The sequence below is a fragment of the Polaromonas sp. A23 genome (assembly GCF_002001015.1).
Taxonomy (GTDB): Bacteria; Pseudomonadota; Gammaproteobacteria; order Burkholderiales; family Burkholderiaceae_C; genus Polaromonas.
On sequence record NZ_MUNO01000026.1, the window covers coordinates 208,280 to 225,871 of the forward strand.

The following is a 17,592-nucleotide window of genomic DNA, read 5'->3' on the forward strand; positions in this document are numbered from 1 at the left end:
TCTCGATTGATTAGGCATCGCTGGGCACGCTGGTCTTAGCCAGGGGGCGTGAGCACTTGAGGCCCAATGCTGAATGAGGCGCTTTGGATCTTTCCCTCCTCAACGACGTAGACGCACACCAACTCCACTCTTCCTGGGCCTTCGGGGAAAGTTCGAATGACATCTTCGTGGTCAACGACAACGTTTCCCATGACGACACGCTTCAAAAGAATTGCTTGCAGGTTGGGTTCAGCAAAGCGCGGCGCAGTGCGAGCCCGAATTGCTTCGTGGCCTTGGGCCAAGAGTGCGCCTCCAAGTTCGAACTGCTTGGCGTTATCGGCGTAAGTTGCCAGCCAGGCGTTGAGGTTCTTGGCGTTATATGCGTCCAGTTGACGCTGGACAACAACTTCTGATGAGGTGAAGGTGGGCATTTGTGTTCTGATCCAGGATTTTAGAAAACGTTGTTTTTCGATGCCTAACGTAGAGCTACCCGGATCAACGGCTTCACCGTTGATTCCGTGTTGGGCGGCAAGTTGGACGGCACTTTGCTCACCGCCGCTTTTCATTTCTTGGTAGCCGAGCAAGAAACCAAATTACCAATGGGCCGAAAGAAACGCCAATTACGATGGCAACTATCAACGAAACAAATGCGGCATCCGTATGGCTGGACGTGAATTGTTTTGCCACGAAATACGCCGGAATAAACACCACGGACGATATAAGCACACTAACTCTATTCTTTCGTCGTCGCTCTTTATGCCAAGCCGCGAATTTCTGGAGATTTTTCATGACATATGACCTAATTTAGACCGCTGGCGCTACGCTCACCGCTCCCGAATGATTTTCACCGTCCAGCCGATGAACATCAGGCTGAGCCCAACCAACAGCACTCTAACGCCGAGCAGGCCAAACATTTCGCGTGCCAGAAAAACCAAGCCGGTCAGGAAAGTGCCGCACCACTCTGAACATAGCTGCGGATCAACGAAGGTCCAAAGGAACAGCCAGAAGAGCAACACCCCAATGCTTCCTGAAAAGAGTGCAGGCAGTATGGAAGATCTAAAGTGGTGCATGCTGCAGCCCCTGCAGAAGAACCTGACGAGCAAGAAGAAGCCCAACGGTGGCTCCTGGACATGACGCCAAGATTTTCAGGACGGTTTTTCTACTGAATCTCATATGAGTGCACAACGCTGTGAGCCCGTGTTGGCCGACTTGCTGGGTGCGCTCATGCAGCACCATTCCGCAGTGGAACAGCCCTCATCTGGAGGACGGCAATCAGTGCTTCTTCGCCTCCCGCACCTGACTGGGTCAATGCCGAGCACGGAACAACGGCCGTGAGCCCACCGGCGAGCGCAAGGAAGTACGTGTCCTTAAATCGGACTTGCGACTTCACCGCCGACCAAGGCGCAAACGACTTGACGCCTTCGACCGTTTCGTGAAGCCCTTGATCGTCAATGATTAGCTCAATTTCGCGCGGCGCCTGTTTTTTGGCGGCCGCCGCGAGCGCCTTTTGAAACTCACGTTGCACGATGACAAACCACGCAATCTTGTACCCGAAGAATCCAAGCGCAATAAGTACGAAGAGAGTCTCGCGTGTTTGCCACGATGCGAGCAAGGCGAAGAGGCAGACGATCAGGTATTCAACCGCTTCACGTCGAAAGCCCGCCCTGGCAGTGCGAAAAGCTTCGGGATGCAGCAACTCGTCGCGCGCTAGGTATTCTGCGGGGCCGATCCAGTAGCGAAGGTTGATTTCCATTCAGCACCTAAAGGGGTTAGGCCGCACTATGCATTGCTCGCTTGTGTGTGAGCCACATGACACCAACGGCGATGAACGGATAGATGACGGCAATGACGTTACCTACGAGAAGCTGCAGCACAGTGGAAAGAGCTTCGCCAACCACAAAAACAGCCAGGCCAACTTTCCGGCCACGCCATAGCAGAAAAATACCTATGAGCGAGACCGTCAGGCACAGAGCCGTAGCTGCAAAGTAGAAAGAAAGACCAGCATCCACAGCACGAAGCGCCGCGATGGAGCTTGTGACCAGGCCAAAAGCTCGCCAGAAGGCGTAGAAGCCAAGCCACCACTTGAAGATCTTCCTCGGGGAGAACCCTGGATTGGACTCTGCCGCTGTGAATAGGTATCCGCACTTCACACAGTCTGTGGCACCAGGAGCGCCTGACGAGTTGCATTTGGGGCAGATGATCATGGCGAATGGGAGGAAGCGTGGGCGTGGATTGAGGAACTTGAAAGGGGAAATTTCGGTAATCGTAACCGCAGGAATTGACCTCACCAAGAAGCAGCGTCAATTCTCAGCGTGGCGCGATCAAGGACTAACGAAAGCGGAGAGGTAACCGCGCCGATGACCCCCCCTTCGCGCAGGGTACTGTCCACACACCCGCAGGCCCCATGTCATCAAGCTTTCACGTTCAAAGCGCGTAATGCATGGTTTTAACCCAGCGCAGGTTCACTCTGCGCGTCGGGCCATACCCCACCTTGACTGGAATTTTCAGAATGTCGTCTTCTGTTCAGGCGGCACCGCCCGCGGCCCCTCTTTTCTGGAATGACACGCCCTTTAAAACCTATCTGTTTGACGCTTTTTCAGTGCTGCTACCGGTAGGTGAAGAATTTGTCATCGCAGCTGTAGAGGCTGCAGCGGCTACGCTTGCGCACCACACGCCGCTGCAAGATGCCTGCCGGAAGTTCATTGCGGAAGAACAAGCCCACCAGCGGGCACACCAGTTGTACAACCAGCGTCTGACGCTTCAGGGCTACCCGGTGCAGGCGCTTGAACAGCGGATAGCTGGCGACCTCACTTCTTTCAGCAAATACCTCTCGGTGAACCAGCGCCTGTGCCTGGCTGGCGCGTTTGAGCACATCACCAGCGTCATTTCCCGAGCTGCACTTCACGGCACGCGTGGCTGGCTCTCGGCAAACAATTCACCGCAGGTACGCTTGTGGCGTTGGCATTGCGCAGAGGAAATCGCCCATGCCCATGTCACCCTCGATCTGATGCGGGCCTGCCGTGTCTCGGGCCTGCAGCGCCTGGGCTTCTACCTGCTGGCCTCTCTGCTGCTGGCCGTCGACATACTGCTTCATGTGAGAATCTTTGGTCGCATCGACAAAGCGCGCACATCTCGGCAGACCGCCGGGTGGTGGACGTCCGCATTTGGTTTTCTGGCGAAGAGCAAACGTGCCCTGCAATTGGTACCCGCCTGGGCCAGCTACTTTCTTCCGCTGCGGGTACTGGCCCAGCCCTCGCCCGTGCAAGCGCCAGCCGGGGTTGCATGCCCGCCGCGCAATCTTGTCACGACGCGATTCCTCCTAGCTGCCGACATTCCCGCCTTGCTGGCGCTGGAGAACCAGAAGTGGGAACCGGAGCAGGCCGCGACGGCCGACGAAATGAGCGTGCGCATCGCTCGCTACCCCCAGCTCTGTCTCGGAGCATTCGATGCGTCGACAGGTGAGGCCCTGGCCTCGATGTTCATGAAACCCACCTCACGGGATTTGCTGATGCAATCGGCCAACTGGCAGGAATGCGCAAGAACGCAGGCTGAGGAAACTGACATGGAGTTATTCGGCATCAGTTTCAGCAGCATCCACCCCGAAGCTGGCGACGCCCTGTTCGAGTTCTTCTGGCCGCATGCCCTCAAGGCTGGGTGGAGGCACATCTACCTGGGCTCGCCGCTGCCAGGGTTCAAGAAGTGGTTGGACCGGAATCCAGGTGGATCGGTTTATCGCTATGTACACGGTGGCCGTCGTACGGGCAGAAGAGGCACTGTGCTGCCACTCGACCCCCAATTGCGCTACTACAAGCAGCGGGGGTTCCGGGAAATCATGTACATCCGCCCCGACTACTTCCCCCACGAGGCATCCCATGACTACGGCGTGGTGATCCGCGGCACAGTGCCGCTGTCCCTGGCATCGCCGTTATGGCGGCGGCTACCCATCAGCTGGTTGAATGTGCTGAAGAAAAGCCTGTTCGTGCTGCTCTGACTGGAGGCAAGGTAGAACGGCTCGCGGCCGGCGTGGCAAGGCCACCGATTCGCTATCGATTTAATAGCTACTTACGTCCGCAGAATATGGGCTAGTGGCCTATTTTTCTTGAGGATGACCGGAAAACAGGTAAATAGGCCCTATTCATCAAGGTCTTGAACCACCGCCATGATGTTGCCCTCGGTGTCCTTGAACCAGGCCGCCATGGCGCCGCCACCGGTGAAGATGCTGCCCTCGGTTTTCATGTCGGGGGTGTCGTACTCTTCAAACACCACGCCACGGCCCTTGAGCCAGGCCACCGTGGTCTTGATGTCGCCGACCTGCCAGAAGGCACAACTGGCCTGGTTCGTGCCGGCGCCGGGTGTGGGGTACATGAAAAAACCCGTGCCACCGGCGCACTGAAAAATCAGGCCGGGGCCTGAAGACTGGCCGAGGCCCAGGCCGAGTTCGTCTTCATAAAACTGGCGCGCTCGCTTCAGGTTGCTGACAGGCACATAGGAATACAGGGGTGCGCTCTTGAGCATGGTGTTTTCTCCGAAGAAAAAACCAGTCTACGGCGATAGGCCGGTGCGGGGAAGCGGCCGGTTGCAAGCACATGAAAGCGGTGTGAACCGCGCTGGAACGTTGAACAGCAAGCGCTATCCATTTAATAGCTGCTTGCGCCCGTCCAATAAGGGCCAGCGGTCGATTTTCCTTAGGAATACGGCCAGTGGCAACCTGAACGCCGTCGTGAAGGCACTCCGTTCACAAATCCAGTCGGGCGCCAGAAGTCTTGACCAGCCGCTCCCAGACCGGGGAATCCTTTTTGTAGGCGGCGGCAAACGCCTCGGGCGTACTGGCGGCCACCGTGAAGCCCATGCTGGAGATTCTTTCGACGATCTCGGGCATCACGCAGATGCGCTGGATCTCGCTGGACACGCGGGCGATGATGTCTTTGGGTGTTTTGGCCGGCGCGGCCATGCCTATCCAGCCCGCAATGCGGTAGAACTCGTCTGTCAGCCCCTGCTCGGTCAGCGTGGGCGCATTGGGCAGAACGGCCATGCGTTTGAGTCCGGTCACGCCAATCAGCTTGAGCTTGCCTGCCTCGATATGCGGCTTGGCCGCCAGCGCGCTGGCGTAGGACATCTGGATCTGGCCACCGATCAACTCCTGCAACATGGGCGCCTCGCCTTTGTACGGCGCATGCACCATGTCGGCCTTCTGGCTCTCGCTCATGGAGTAGCCGGCCAGGTGCGCATAGGAGCCCACGCCCCATGAGCCATAAGAAAGCTTGCCCTTGTTGGCCGCGATGTATTTAAGCAGTTCGGGGCCATTTTTTGCGGGCACGCTGGGGTGAACAACCAAGGTAACCGGCGCATTGACAAATTGCGAGACCAGCGTCAGGTCACGCTGCGGGTGATAGGGCAGCTTGTCGTACAGGAACAGGTTAGTCATCAGCGACGAATTGAGAGACACCACAAAGGTGTAGCCGTCCGGCGCGGCCTTGGCCACGTTGTCCGTTCCCACAATGCCACCAGCACCGCCCCTGTTGTCGACAAGCACCGGCTGCCACAGGCGTGCACTGAGCTTCTCGCCAATCAGGCGGGTCAGAACGTCAGTGGCACCGCCCGCATTGAACGGCACGACGATACGGATAGGTTTGTTGGGGTAACCCTGCTGCGCAAGTGCGGGCGATGCGAGTGCCCCCAGGCAAAGGGGAAGACCGGCAGAACCTGCCTGGGTCAGCAATTCGCGACGATTCAAGGGTTTCAGCATGGTGGTCTCCGGTTGGTGAGCAAATTTAGCAACACCATGCGAAAAACAGCCAGCCGGTATAAACCCGCATTTTGTCGCCGGGGCGACTGCTTGAAAGGCTTAAAAAAGAGTCAGCGTGGCTTGCTGCGCCGCGCAGGTTTGCCCGATCCGTTGTCACGCGGTGGCAAGCCCGTGTGTTGGGTCAGGATGCGCCCTTTGACCGGGGTGACGGATTTCAACGTCACGGTGGTCGAGTTCTTCTTGCGCGCACTCACGTAGCCTCCATCGGTCAGCGGCTGGAAGGTCGGGATCAAATGGTGCTTGCCGTTGCCGATCAAATCAGCACGGCCCATGGCTTTAAGCGCCTCGCGCAGCAGTGGCCAGTTGTTGGCATCGTGATAGCGCAGAAAGGCCTTGTGCAGGCGGCGCCGCTTGTCGCCGCGCACAATGTCCACCGTCTCGCTGTCGCGCGTGATCTTACGCAGCGGGTTTTTGTTGGTGTGGTACATCGTCGTCGCCGTGGCCATCGGCGACGGGTAAAAGGTCTGCACCTGGTCGGCGCGGAAGCCGTTTTTCTTCAGCCAGATCGCCAAGTTCATCATATCTTCGTCGCTGGTGCCCGGATGGGCCGCAATGAAGTAGGGAATCAAAAACTGCTTCTTGCCAGCCTCAAGGCTGTACTTTTCGAACATCTGCTTGAACTTGTCGTAGCTGCCGATGCCGGGCTTCATCATCTTGGTGAGCGGGCCCTGCTCGGTGTGCTCGGGCGCGATCTTCAGATAGCCGCCCACGTGGTGCGTGACCAGTTCTTTCACATACTCGGGGCTTTGCACGGCCAGGTCGTAACGCAGGCCGGAGCTGATCAAAATCTTCTTCACACCCTTGAGCGCCCGCGCGCGGCGGTACATCTTGATCAGCGGGTTGTGGTCAGTGTTCAGATTCGAACAGATGCCGGGGTAGACGCAGCTCGGCTTGCGGCAGGCCGATTCAATCTCCAGCGACTTGCAGCCGATGCGGTACATGTTGGCGGTCGGCCCGCCCAGGTCGGAGATCGCGCCGGTAAAGCCCTTGACGGTGTCGCGGATGGCCTCGATCTCGCGAATCACCGAATCTTCCGAGCGACTCTGGATGATGCGGCCCTCGTGCTCGGTGATGGAGCAGAAGGTGCAGCCGCCGAAGCAGCCGCGCATGATGTTGACGCTGAAGCGAATCATTTCCCAGGCCGGAATCTTGGTGGCACCGTCGTGGCTGCCTTTCTCGTCCTGGTAGGCCGGGTGCGGTGAACGTGCATACGGCAGGTCGAACACGTAGTCCATCTCGGCCGTGGTCAGCGGGATCGGCGGCGGCGTGATCCACACGTCGCGCGCGGTCGCGCCTTCGCCGTGCGCCTGCACCAGGGCGCGGGCGTTGCCGGGGTTGGTTTCCAGGTGCAGCACTCGGTTGGCGTGGGCGTAGAGCACCGCGTCGCTCTTGACCTGTTCGTAGGATGGCAGGCGGATGACCGAACGGTCGCGCGGCGGGACCTTGATCTTGCCCTGCATGTGGGACAAAGCCGGGTTGGGCACGAAGGTCAGCGGCTTGATGGCCGGGTTGGCCTGCGGGGCTTTGGCTGGAACCTGCGAGCCCGCCGATTCAGCCTTCACCGCAACTTCTGCCGCCTCGTCTTCACGCGCGCAGCTTGCGCCCTGCTCTTTCGCCTGCTCCGAAATCATCAGGTAGGGATTGACGTGCGCTTCGACACGGCCCGGCGCATCCACGCTGGTGGAATCGATCTCGAACCAGCCCTGCGCGGTGTCGTCGCCTGTGCGGCGAATGAAAGCCGTGCCGCGGATGTCGGTCATGGTGGCCGCAGGTTCCTTGGCGGCCAGGCGATGCGCGATCTCGACGATCGCGCGCTCGGCGTTGCCATAGAGCAGCAAATCGCACTTGGCGTCCACCACAATGGAGCGGCGCACCTTGTCGGACCAGTAGTCGTAATGCGCGATACGGCGCAGCGAGCCCTCGATGCCGCCCAAGACGATGGGCACGTCCTTGAAAGCCTCGCGGCAGCGCTGCGAGTAAACAATGGCGGCGCGGTCGGGGCGTTTGCCGCCAATGTCGCCGGGGGTGTAGGCGTCGTCGCTGCGGATTTTGCGGTCCGCGGTGTAGCGGTTGATCATCGAGTCCATGTTGCCGGCGGTGACGCCGAAAAACAGGTTCGGTTTGCCCAGTACCTTGAACGGATCGGCGCTTTGCCAGTCGGGCTGGGCAATGATGCCGACGCGAAAGCCCTGCGCCTCAAGCATGCGGCCAATGACCGCCATGCCGAAGCTCGGGTGGTCGACATAGGCGTCACCGGTGACGATGATGATGTCGCAGCTGTCCCAACCCAGGACGTCCATTTCGGCCCGGCTCATGGGCAGAAATTTCGACGTGCCGAAGCGGCTGGCCCAGTACTTTCGGTAGCTGGTCAGCGGTTTTGCGGCGCGCGCGAAAAAGGAAACGTCGATAGGGGCGTTCATGGGGGCTTTAGGGAGAACCCTGTATTTTAGGCTTTTGCCCCTGCGCAAGCTAGCTGCGGGGCTATTTGAAGAGTACGCTCTGTAGCGCGTACGAGCGTTTTCACCTAGGCGTTAGACAGCAAAGTGACAGGCTCGCCGCGCACCATGAAATCTCACCACCACCCTTAGAGGAGACAAACATGCGTCGCGACACCTTCCTTAAATCCATGGCTGCACTGGCTGCGGCCGGCGCCCTGCCCCTGACAGCACGCGCTGCCCCTACCGTCAAAATGATGATTCCGGCCAACCCCGGCGGTGGATGGGACACCACCGGCCGGGCCCTGGGCAAAGCCCTGCAGGACGGCAAGCTGGCCGACGCCGTGGTCTACGAGAACAAGGGCGGCGCCGCGGGCGCACTGGGCCTGGCACAGTTCATCAACAGCAGCAAGGGCGACCCGAACGCCATGATGGTGATGGGCGCGGTGATGCTGGGCGGCATCATCACCGGACGGCCACCTGTCAATCTGACCCAGGTGACACCCATTGCGCGGCTCACCAGCGAATACAACGTGTTTGTCCTGCCGGCAAATTCGCCTTTCACCAGCATGAAGGACGTTGTGGCGCAACTGAAGAAAGACCCCGGCAGCGTGAAGTGGGGCGGCGGCTCACGCGGCTCTACCGAACACATTGCAGCCTGCATACTGGCGCGCAGCGTGGGGGTTGATCCGAAGAAGGTCAACTACGTTGCCTTCCGCGGCGGCGGCGAAGCCACGGCGGCTATCCTGGGCGGCAACGTCACAGTGGGCGGCAGCGGCTACAGCGAGTTTGCGGAATACATCAATGCCGGAAAAATGAAGGCCATTGGTGTCACCTCCCAAAAACGCCTGCCTGGCGTGGCTGTGCCCACCATGAAGGAACAGGGCTTTGACGTGGTCATCGGCAACTGGCGCGGTGTTTATGGCGCGCCCGGCATCACGCCTGAACAGCGTGAAGCGCTGGCCAACATGGTTGTGGACGCCACCAAAACCAAAACCTGGACCGACGCCTTGACGGCCAACAAATGGACGCCTGCCGTGCTGAAGGGCCGCGAGTTTGACGAGTTTGTGGACTACGAGTTCTCTGCCCTGCGCGCCATCATCTACCTGGCCGGCATGGCCTGACAGCTACCCTGCCCGGCCACATTATCGTGTGCGGGGCTTGGGGCGCAGGCCGGCTATAGCCGGCCTTTTCTTTGCTCGCTCCACCTGATCAAGCCCCGGCCTGTGCGGGTATGACCTTGCCGGGTTCACGCACAGGCGGGACCGGTTCGCCGGGTGGATCAATCACTTCAGGGGGGACTTCCGGCAAAGGAGGCATCACCGGAGGCGGCATTTCGGTCGGTATCTGAGTGCCTGGATCTGGGGTACCTGCAGAAAAAAAGATCATGGGTTTCTCCATCGACAAGTAGTGCCTGCGACGCGCGGTCAGCTGTCTGATGGGCGGCGGCCCAAAGCGAACTTCAACAGGCCCGCGACCAATGCACCGGTGGCAGCTGCCATCAATGCAGAGGTGCCCGGTTTGCGGGCGACATAAGCGCATAACGCCTCCTGATACCGCGACAGCGAACCTCCTGCGCCCTTCTCCGCTTCTGTACCACCAACCGACACAGTTTGAAACAGAGCGGCTTCAGCCGACGTCGGATTGACAAGCACCGCTTCTTCCGCAGACTGCAACACATCGTCACCCAATTGCCGGGGCTGACTCTGCGGAGATATTTCGTCATTCAGTGACGGCATCACAAAAATCCTTTCTGAACAGGAAAACGGGGGGTCGGCTGGTTTCGCTGTTACACGGTGAAGCTGGGGAAATTTTGTTGCGCTTTGTTGAACCAGTTCGTCATGAACTCAACTCTAAAAGCCCCTGCATCACATGCGTGCGGGATAGCCGTGGGTTGGCTTGTAGGAGGAGGTCGCGGGGCGGGCACTTGAAATGCTATTTCGGGGAATGCCTTGCATCACGCATCCGCCAAGCCGCAAGCCAGTGAGCGTCCCTAAACGCCACACCGTAAGACGGGTCTTACACCTGCTCGCGATTGCCCTTACAGCTGCTGACGCACAGGGGCTACGGACTTTACCGGCCCAAGTTTGTATGGTGAAAGCAGTTCTCTCCACAGTCTGCTCTCCACAGTTCAGGCAAGCACATCAACCCGGGGTACGCATCATGGCCATCGCAGCCTCTTCTTCCACGGTCTCTCCGCTCAAACCGGCGCCTGCCTCGTCTCTTGCTTTTTTTGGCCCCGCGACGTGGCTGCTGGCTGCTTTGGCGGGTCTGATCACTGTTCTGGCCGTGATGCCGGACGGCAGCGCGGAAGCGCTACAGACAGCTATCGGCTGGCTGATCATCGGCTTGGTGGCCGCCCTCGGTGTGATGGCTATCGTCAAAGGCGTGGAGCGGTTGCTGGATTGCGAAACCGAAAACAGCTAGTCCCCTTCGCTGCCACAGCTGCCTTGCCCAGCGGGCCAACATCTTTTTATTTTTTCCGCGTCTTAAGGAACCCCGATGCCGCAACCCAAGCGCAGCGCCACCAGCACTTCACCCAAACTTCTTTCCAGCGCTACAGAAAAGCAAAAACAGTTACAAAACAGCACCAGCGAACCAGGGAACATGCTGACGACAAATCAGGGCTTGCGGATTCCCGACAACCACAATTCCCTGAAGGCGGGTGTGCGCGGCCCGACCTTGATGGAGGACTTCATCCTCCGCGAGAAAATCACCCACTTCGACCACGAGCGGATTCCTGAGCGGGCCGTCCATGCCCGCGGCTCGGCGGCGCACGGTTTCTTCAAGGTCTACAAACCGATGACGCAATTCACCAGCGCCGGCTTTTTGCAGAACCCGGAAGCGGAAACGCCGGTGTTTGTGCGTTTCTCGACGGTCGCCGGTTCCAGGGGATCAGCCGACACCGTGCGCGACGTGCGCGGATTTGCAGTCAAGTTTTACACCGACGAAGGCAACTACGACCTGGTCGGCAACAACGTTCCGGTGTTTTTCATTCAGGACGCCATCAAGTTTCCTGACCTGGTGCATGCACTCAAACCCGAGCCGCACAACGAGATGCCGCAGGCGGCCAGCGCCCATGACACCTTCTGGGACTTCGTTTCCCTGATGCCGGAGTCCACCCACATGTTGATGTGGGCCATGTCGGACCGCACCATTCCGCGCAGCTACCGGATGATGGAAGGTTTCGGTGTTCACACGTTTCGCTTCATCAACGCGCGCGGTGATTCGCATTTTGTGAAATTTCACTGGAAGCCCAAGCTGGGCGTTCATGGCCTGGCCTGGGACGAAGCCCAGAAGCTTGCCGGCAAGGATGCCGACTTTCACCGTCGCGACCTGTGGGAGGCCATCGAACAGGGCAATTTCCCGGAGTGGGAACTCGGCGTTCAGATTGTTGAAGAAGGCAAGGAAGACAAGCTGGGCTTTGACATCCTGGACCCGACCAAACTGATTCCGGAATCAGTCGTGCCGGTGCAGATCATCGGCAAGCTGGTACTCAACCGCAACCCTGACAATTTCTTTGCCGAGACCGAACAGGTGGCGTTTCATCCCGGGCACCTGGTGCCGGGCATCGACTTCAGCGACGACCCGCTGCTGCAGGGGCGCCTTTTCTCTTACACCGACACGCAATTGTCACGCCTGGGCGGCGCCAATTTTCACGAAATACCCATCAACAAGGCGGTTTGCCCGTTCCACAACTTCCAGCGAGACGGCATGCACCGCCAGGAAATCAGCAAGGGCCGCGTTGCCTACGAACCCAACACTTTAGCCACCGGCGCGGAATTCCGCGTTGACGGAGGCGCACAGGGTTTTAACACCCACCCGCAAGCGCTGGAGTCGCCCAAGATCCGCCGGCGCAGTCCGTCCTTCGATGATCATTTTTCGCACGCCACGTTGTTCTGGAACAGCCAGAGCCCGGCAGAGAAAGACCACATCGTGGCCGCTTTCCGGTTTGAGCTTTCCAAAGTGGAAGTGACGGATATTCGCCAGCGAATGGTGGATAACCTGGCCCATGTCGATGCGAAACTGGCAGCGCGCGTCGCTGCCCCGCTCGGCATCAATGCACCCGACCCCAAAGCCGCAGCCGGGCGCCTGGGGTTTCGCGACTACAGGATCATCCCCACCGTCGAGGACGATGCGGCGCTCAGCATGGTGGCCAAGCCTGCCGCTGACATCAAGACCCGCAAGGTGGCCATTCTGGTGGCCGACGGCGTGGACCTGCTGAGTTTCAAACGCTTGCAGCAAGAGCTGCTGGACGCGGGCGCGCAGTGCAAACTTGTTGCACCGCAACTGGGGTTTGTAAGCACCTCATCGGGCAAGCAACTCGCTGCAGACCACACGTTCTCCAATATGCCATCCATCATGTTTGATGCCGTGCTGATACCGGGCGGCGCGGACAGCGCCGTGGCGTTGGCGCAGCTGGGCGACGCGGTGCATTTCGTGCTGGAGGCTTACAAACATTGCAAGCCCGTGTGTGCGCTCAATGATGGAGCCCAGTTGCTGAGCACACTCGGCTTCGCGCTGGAGGCCAAGGGAGACGCGCTGATGCAGCCCACGCCGGGCGTGCTGATGGCCGACACCCGGCGAACGGCCGATGGCGAGATCTCGCAGGCCTTTATTGCAGCCATTGCCAGCCACAGGCATTGGGACAGGCTCAATGTGGACGCCGTGCCGGCCTGAATGCCCTGACGCCCAGAGCCGTCAGGGGGTGAGTGTCAGCTGGTGCGAAAAACCCGTCGGCTTCATCTGCAATGGCCTGTACTCCACCGCTGCCCAGGTTTTACGCATGTCACGGTAACGGCCTGAAAAGACCAGGCCGCTCTGCCCTGTCTGGTAAATAAAGCGCGAGTTCTCAAGGTCGGACAGGTCGTACAGCGCGCGCAGGGACGCGGCGTGGCGATTCGCAAACGGAATTTTCGGGTCGTTAGGCCAGTATTGACCCACATTGACCGTGAACGAATCGCCCCCGGTGGCCACCCGCACATCAAACATCTTGGCAAGCAGGGGAACGCTGCCAAAAGGCCGGTGCACCGACAGCGCGTAGTGCGCATCACCCCACTTCCACTTTGCCGGCGTGCTGCCATGGCTGGCCTGCAAACGCGTCAGTGCGCGGTCAAGCGCCGCGGTGGACTGGGCCGCGCAACCTGAGGCACCGCACCAGGAGGCATCGTTCCGCTTTGCAATCTCTTCAATGGCGCTGCGAAAGTGACGTTTGCCATACATCGACTTGAAGCGTTCTTCTCCGAGCTTGCCACCAATGACGCCACGCGTGAATTCGTCAACCCAGACCGAGAAAATCAGTGGTGCGGCGGTGTCGGCCAGCATGTTGCCGTCAAAGCCCGCCAGCAGCGCCTGTGCTTCCCCGGCGAGCGCATGCTCTGACACTGTCTTCTGCAACAAGGGCAGCAAGGCAAGCGTTGCCAGTGACAACTGGTCTCCCTGGATCTTCTGCATGGACGCCATGTCGTGGCGGGAAGAGTCGGCGAGCAGCTTTTCAATACGGTCAAAGCGGTAGGGAGCCACCCAGTCCTGCCCCATGAAATGGTCGTAGCCTGCCGGGGTGACGCTTTGGTTGGCGTTGGCAAACCAGCCTTTGCGGCCAATGGCAGCCGCGTCGACCTGCGGTGTCTGCGCATAGGGCAGCCAACCGGCCCAGTCGTAGCGGGCCTCCCAGCCTGGCGCAGGCGCTATGCCGCGAATGTCGTTGTCAGGATGGCGCAAAGGCACGCGGCCCACGGCTTTGTAGGCGACCTTGCCGGAGACATCAGCCATCACCGCGTTTTGCATGGGTGAGTGGTAGTCGGCGTAGGCCGCGATGAGGTCGTCGACCGACTGGATGCGGTTGGAACGAACACCCGCCAGCACGGTGAAGTTGTCGGTTTCCAGCGCACTCCAGCGCAGCGCCAGAACGTATTTGGCCGTGTCCAGCACCTCGCCGTGCGCTTTTTGTACATCGCTGAGCACGGGGCCGTGGCGGCTGGAACGCACCGTCAGTTGCACATCGGGCTTGCCTTTGACGGCAATGGTCTCGGCGCGCGTCTTGAAGTCGGCCCACTGCGGCTGGCCCGCCCCACCGGGAACACGGTACTGCGCGGGGTTGGCGGGATTGATCTGCTCCAGGTACAAGTCCTGCACGTCGGGGCCGGTGTTGGTAAAGCCCCAGGCGACCTTGTCTGTGCGGCCAAGCACCACAAAAGGCAGGCCCGGCAAGGTCGCGCCAATAACATTCAGCCCGGGCGCCTCAAGGTGGGCGAAGTACCAGATGGCCGGTGCCGACAGACCCAGGTGCGGGTCGTTGGCCAGCAGCGGTTTACCGCTGCGCGTACGGCTACCGGGCAGCACCCAGTTGTTTGAACCCTTGCCCTCGACATTGCCGATGCTGGCAGCCCAGGTGTTGATGTCCTGCGCCATCATGGCGTGCATGTTTGCCGGATTTTGTGAGTCAAACAGGGCTTCAGCCCTTTGTTTGTCTGTACCAACAGCTCCTGTTTTGATAGCATCTGAATTTTTGTAGACGCCGAGCCCGGCATACAGTTTGGCGAAATCGGTTTTTGATGCGGGCGCCTCACCGGGGTAAGGCGTGAACAACTGCCAGAGTTGCCCCGTGGTCAACACTTTGGCTGCCGACAGCCGCGCAAATTCGGTGCCCCAGTTGCCGCCCAGGTCCAGCGCCATCATCAGCGACCAGCCCACGCTGTCCTGTGGCGTCCAGGGCTGGCCTTTGCGCCCGCCCGGCTTGACGCCAAGGATGTGGAATTCGGGAGACAGCGCCTGGGAGCTACCGGCGTAAAAGGCGTTGATGCCGTCGCTGTAGGCCTGCAACGCGGCCTTGCCGTCGGCCGGCAAGGCCTGCCACTGCCGCTCGGCCGCTTCCATGATGCCGAGTGCGCGCATGAGCTTGTCGGTCTCCAGCGTGGCTTCGCCCAGCACTTCGGACAACTCGCCGTGCATGACGCGCCGGTTGAACTCGAGCTGCCAGCCGCGCTCTTGCGCGTGCACATAGCCGAGTGCAAGCCAGGCATCACGCGGGGACTGGGCCTGGATGTGGGTTACGTCGGCCGCGTCGCGCGCCACCGTAACGCGGGCCGCCAGCGCAGGCAGCTTGAGTTCACCGTCCAGGGCAGGCAGGGCCCGGCTGGCATAAACCGCCAGCGCGGCCGCCAGCAAAAGACCCAGCGCCAGAAGCACCCAAAAAAACCGCTTGATCCAGACCATCATCGCCTCCTCGTTGTGGGCGATAGCCTACCTGAATCTGTCCAGCGAATGCCCTTGGGAAAAATCAGGCGGCAACAGGCTTGAGCTGCATAGCCTTGAACTCCAGGAACTCTTCAAACCCGTACACACCGGCTTCACGGCCGTTGCCCGATTGCTTGTAGCCGCCGAACGGTGCGTTGGCGTTGAAAGGGCCACCGTTGATGTCAATCTGCCCGGTGCGGATGCGGCGCGCCACTTTCATCGCGTGTTCGTCGCTGCCGCTCCAGACGCCACCGGCCAGGCCGTAGATGGTGCTGTTGGCAATCGCCACTGCCTCTTCCTCGTCCTTGTAGGGAATAACGACCAGCACGGGCCCGAAGATTTCTTCCTGGGCCAGCGTGTCGGTGGACTTGATGCCGAGGATGGTGGGCTTCACAAAATAGCCCTTCTCAAAGGCTGGCGGCTCGGCACCGCCAGCAATCACGTCCGCGCCTTCCTTGATGCCGGTACGAATGAAGCCCAACACACGGTCGCGCTGGTTGGCGCTGACCAGAGGGCCGAGCCGGCTGGTTTCTTCCAGGCTGGGGCCGACGCTGAACTTGGCAATCGCGGCCTGGGCCAGCGTCTTGACCTCTTCATAACGGCCGGCCGGCACCAGCATGCGGGTGTGGGCGGAACAGGTCTGGCCGCTGTTGAGCATGCAGGCCGACACCGTGCCTTTGACCGCCGCTTCGAAGTCGGCGTCGTCCAGAATGACGCTGGCGGACTTGCCGCCGAGCTCCAGCGCTACGCGCTTGACCGACTGGCTGGCCAGCTGGCCCACCCGTTTGCCTGCGCCGGTGGAGCCGGTGAAACTGACCATGTCCACCTCCGGATGGGTAGCCAGGACCTCGCCGACCACCGGGCCCATGCCGTTGACCAGGTTGAAGACGCCCGGCGGCAAGCCGGCTTCGTGGATGATCTCGGCCAGGATCATGGCGTTGACCGGAGCGATCTCGCTGGGCTTGAGCACCACGGTACAGCCGGCGGCCAGCGCCGGCGCAATTTTCAGGGTGATCTGGCTCAGCGGGTAATTCCACGGCGTGATGCAACCCACGACGCCGATGGGCTCGCGCACCACCAGCGAGTTGCCCACACGTTTTTCCCACTCAAAGCTGCGGGCGATCTTGGCGTAGTTGCCCCAGTGCCAGGTCGGGCCGCCCACCTGCACGATGCGCGACATTTTCAGCGGCATGCCGACTTCGCGGGAAATGGCCAGCGCCATCTCTTCGGCGCGCGCCTTCAGGCCGGCCGCAATTTTGTCGAGGTAAACCGCGCGCTCCTCGGCTGTCAGGCTTGACCAGCCGTCAAAGGCGGCGCGGGCCGCGAGCACGGCCTGCTCAGCCTCTTGCGCCGTACCTGCGGGCACCGTGGCCATGACTTCTTCGGTGCTGGAGTCATGGACTGGCAAAGTCTCGGCCGATTGGGCTTTGACCCATTGGCCGTTGATGTAGTGGGAAGAATAGGTGGTCATAAATGGTGGTTCGAAAGACAAAAAGTTGAGAGGAAACTAAGGCAATAATGGCAAATAAGTCACAGAGATGTATGGCATGCTTTTTCGCACGTTGATTCTAAATTGATGAGGTCTAAAGTATTCATTTTTAATTGAAACCGAAGAATCGACATGACATTTGGTTACTAACACATTGATTTGTTTGTTGTTTTGCGTTAACCATGTCACGCAATAGAACTTGCATCCCGCCTCGCTCGGCCTTAATCTACCAGACCACACGAATTCTTGTCGGACGACTCTCTGAAAGCTTCCACTCTATGCGCTGGATTAAGCCTCATCTAAAAAGCAGCTTGCTGGGTTTGCTCAACGGTGGCGAAGTAACCCCCTCCAACCTGGAAAAACGCACCGAAGGCATTCGGCAGCTGATGCTCACCGAGCTGGGTGAATTCGGCGAGAAACACTATCCGAAAATCGCGCTACGGATTCGCTACGCACAAGATGCACAAGGTCTCTGGTATGCCCGGGGCGACGTGATGGCCGTGATTTCGGCCATGCAAGGTGAAACCATCGCACGCCAGAAAGTCAGCAGCATCACCAAGATGTTTGAAGGCCTGCTGCCCGGCGGCTTGGGCTCGCGCCGCAGCTCACTGACCAACTAGAAACCCTGCCGAGGTCCCCCAGCCCGG

General features: G+C 59.8%; 15 protein-coding genes. 5 read left to right on the forward strand and 10 right to left on the reverse strand.

From position 1 onward, the window contains the following. Positions 1 to 35: 35 nt before the first annotated feature. From B0B52_RS14465 to B0B52_RS14480, 4 genes are all read right to left on the reverse strand, one after another. Complete coding sequence (locus tag B0B52_RS14465; RefSeq protein WP_254425715.1) at positions 36 to 563, reverse strand: nuclear transport factor 2 family protein; 528 nt, start codon at positions 561 to 563, stop codon at positions 36 to 38. 240 nt (positions 564 to 803) lie between these two features. Beyond that, the gene (locus B0B52_RS22255; RefSeq protein ID WP_168173552.1) at positions 804 to 995 is read right to left on the reverse strand and encodes a hypothetical protein; all 192 of its coding nucleotides are present in this window, start codon (positions 993 to 995) and stop codon (positions 804 to 806) included. 206 nt (positions 996 to 1,201) lie between these two features. Continuing rightward, positions 1,202 to 1,732, reverse strand: coding sequence for a YcxB family protein (locus B0B52_RS14475; protein WP_077594360.1), 531 nt, complete (start codon positions 1,730 to 1,732; stop codon positions 1,202 to 1,204). A 16-nt stretch (positions 1,733 to 1,748) separates the two neighbouring features. Continuing rightward, on the reverse strand, positions 1,749 to 2,183 hold the full coding sequence (locus tag B0B52_RS14480) for a hypothetical protein (RefSeq protein WP_139351950.1): 435 nt from the start codon (positions 2,181 to 2,183) through the stop codon (positions 1,749 to 1,751). A 305-nt stretch (positions 2,184 to 2,488) separates the two neighbouring features. On the opposite strand from B0B52_RS14480, the gene B0B52_RS22595 reads away from it, so the two are divergent. Beyond that, complete coding sequence (locus B0B52_RS22595) at positions 2,489 to 3,970, forward strand: metal-dependent hydrolase (RefSeq protein ID WP_217349803.1); 1,482 nt, start codon at positions 2,489 to 2,491, stop codon at positions 3,968 to 3,970. A 140-nt stretch (positions 3,971 to 4,110) separates the two neighbouring features. Here B0B52_RS22595 and B0B52_RS14495 read toward each other — a convergent pair whose 3' ends face one another. The 3 genes from B0B52_RS14495 to B0B52_RS14505 all read right to left on the reverse strand — a co-directional run bounded on the left by B0B52_RS14495 (position 4,111) and on the right by B0B52_RS14505 (position 8,205). After that, positions 4,111 to 4,494, reverse strand: a complete 384-nt coding sequence (locus tag B0B52_RS14495; protein ID WP_077594362.1) for a VOC family protein — start codon at positions 4,492 to 4,494, stop codon at positions 4,111 to 4,113. Positions 4,495 to 4,714: 220 nt separating this feature from the next. Next, a complete protein-coding gene (locus tag B0B52_RS14500; protein ID WP_077594363.1) occupies positions 4,715 to 5,725 on the reverse strand; it encodes a tripartite tricarboxylate transporter substrate binding protein in 1,011 nt (336 codons plus the stop codon). 110 nt (positions 5,726 to 5,835) lie between these two features. Next, entirely contained in the window at positions 5,836 to 8,205 is a 2,370-nt protein-coding gene (locus tag B0B52_RS14505) for a YgiQ family radical SAM protein (RefSeq protein ID WP_077594364.1), read from the reverse strand. Positions 8,206 to 8,384: 179 nt separating this feature from the next. On the opposite strand from B0B52_RS14505, the gene B0B52_RS14510 reads away from it, so the two are divergent. Next, entirely contained in the window at positions 8,385 to 9,344 is a 960-nt protein-coding gene (locus B0B52_RS14510; RefSeq protein ID WP_077594365.1) for a tripartite tricarboxylate transporter substrate binding protein, read from the forward strand. 303 nt (positions 9,345 to 9,647) lie between these two features. Here the strand turns inward: B0B52_RS14510 and B0B52_RS14515 are convergent, their stop codons facing one another. Beyond that, positions 9,648 to 9,959, reverse strand: coding sequence for a hypothetical protein (locus tag B0B52_RS14515; RefSeq protein ID WP_077594366.1), 312 nt, complete (start codon positions 9,957 to 9,959; stop codon positions 9,648 to 9,650). Between the two features lie 424 nt (positions 9,960 to 10,383). Between B0B52_RS14515 and B0B52_RS14520 the strand changes: the two genes are divergently transcribed. Continuing rightward, positions 10,384 to 10,647, forward strand: a complete 264-nt coding sequence (locus B0B52_RS14520) for a hypothetical protein (RefSeq protein WP_077594367.1) — start codon at positions 10,384 to 10,386, stop codon at positions 10,645 to 10,647. A 75-nt stretch (positions 10,648 to 10,722) separates the two neighbouring features. Continuing rightward, complete coding sequence (gene katE, locus B0B52_RS14525) at positions 10,723 to 12,900, forward strand: catalase HPII (protein WP_077594368.1); 2,178 nt, start codon at positions 10,723 to 10,725, stop codon at positions 12,898 to 12,900. Positions 12,901 to 12,921: 21 nt separating this feature from the next. Here katE and B0B52_RS14530 read toward each other — a convergent pair whose 3' ends face one another. Beyond that, on the reverse strand, positions 12,922 to 15,435 hold the full coding sequence (locus tag B0B52_RS14530) for a penicillin acylase family protein (protein ID WP_077594369.1): 2,514 nt from the start codon (positions 15,433 to 15,435) through the stop codon (positions 12,922 to 12,924). Between the two features lie 64 nt (positions 15,436 to 15,499). Further along, entirely contained in the window at positions 15,500 to 16,927 is a 1,428-nt protein-coding gene (locus B0B52_RS14535) for an aldehyde dehydrogenase family protein (protein WP_077594370.1), read from the reverse strand. Positions 16,928 to 17,223: 296 nt separating this feature from the next. Here B0B52_RS14535 and B0B52_RS14540 point away from each other — a divergent pair, with 296 nt between their 5' ends. Then, positions 17,224 to 17,565, forward strand: a complete 342-nt coding sequence (locus B0B52_RS14540; RefSeq protein ID WP_077594371.1) for a hypothetical protein — start codon at positions 17,224 to 17,226, stop codon at positions 17,563 to 17,565. Positions 17,566 to 17,592: the final 27 nt, after the last annotated feature.

Coding starts and splice junctions, on each gene's coding strand:
- B0B52_RS14475 (WP_077594360.1), bottom strand. CDS start 1,732: ATGGAAATCAACCTTCGCTACTGGATCGGCCCCGCAGAATACCTAGCG.
- B0B52_RS14520 (WP_077594367.1), top strand. CDS start 10,384: ATGGCCATCGCAGCCTCTTCTTCCACGGTCTCTCCGCTCAAACCGGCG.
- B0B52_RS14510 (WP_077594365.1), top strand. CDS start 8,385: ATGCGTCGCGACACCTTCCTTAAATCCATGGCTGCACTGGCTGCGGCC.
- B0B52_RS14505 (WP_077594364.1), bottom strand. CDS start 8,205: ATGAACGCCCCTATCGACGTTTCCTTTTTCGCGCGCGCCGCAAAACCG.
- B0B52_RS14540 (WP_077594371.1), top strand. CDS start 17,224: ATGCGCTGGATTAAGCCTCATCTAAAAAGCAGCTTGCTGGGTTTGCTC.
- B0B52_RS14500 (WP_077594363.1), bottom strand. CDS start 5,725: ATGCTGAAACCCTTGAATCGTCGCGAATTGCTGACCCAGGCAGGTTCT.
- B0B52_RS14480 (WP_139351950.1), bottom strand. CDS start 2,183: ATGATCATCTGCCCCAAATGCAACTCGTCAGGCGCTCCTGGTGCCACA.
- B0B52_RS14495 (WP_077594362.1), bottom strand. CDS start 4,494: ATGCTCAAGAGCGCACCCCTGTATTCCTATGTGCCTGTCAGCAACCTG.
- katE (WP_077594368.1), top strand. CDS start 10,723: ATGCCGCAACCCAAGCGCAGCGCCACCAGCACTTCACCCAAACTTCTT.
- B0B52_RS14515 (WP_077594366.1), bottom strand. CDS start 9,959: ATGCCGTCACTGAATGACGAAATATCTCCGCAGAGTCAGCCCCGGCAA.
- B0B52_RS14530 (WP_077594369.1), bottom strand. CDS start 15,435: ATGGTCTGGATCAAGCGGTTTTTTTGGGTGCTTCTGGCGCTGGGTCTT.
- B0B52_RS22595 (WP_217349803.1), top strand. CDS start 2,489: ATGTCGTCTTCTGTTCAGGCGGCACCGCCCGCGGCCCCTCTTTTCTGG.
- B0B52_RS14535 (WP_077594370.1), bottom strand. CDS start 16,927: ATGACCACCTATTCTTCCCACTACATCAACGGCCAATGGGTCAAAGCC.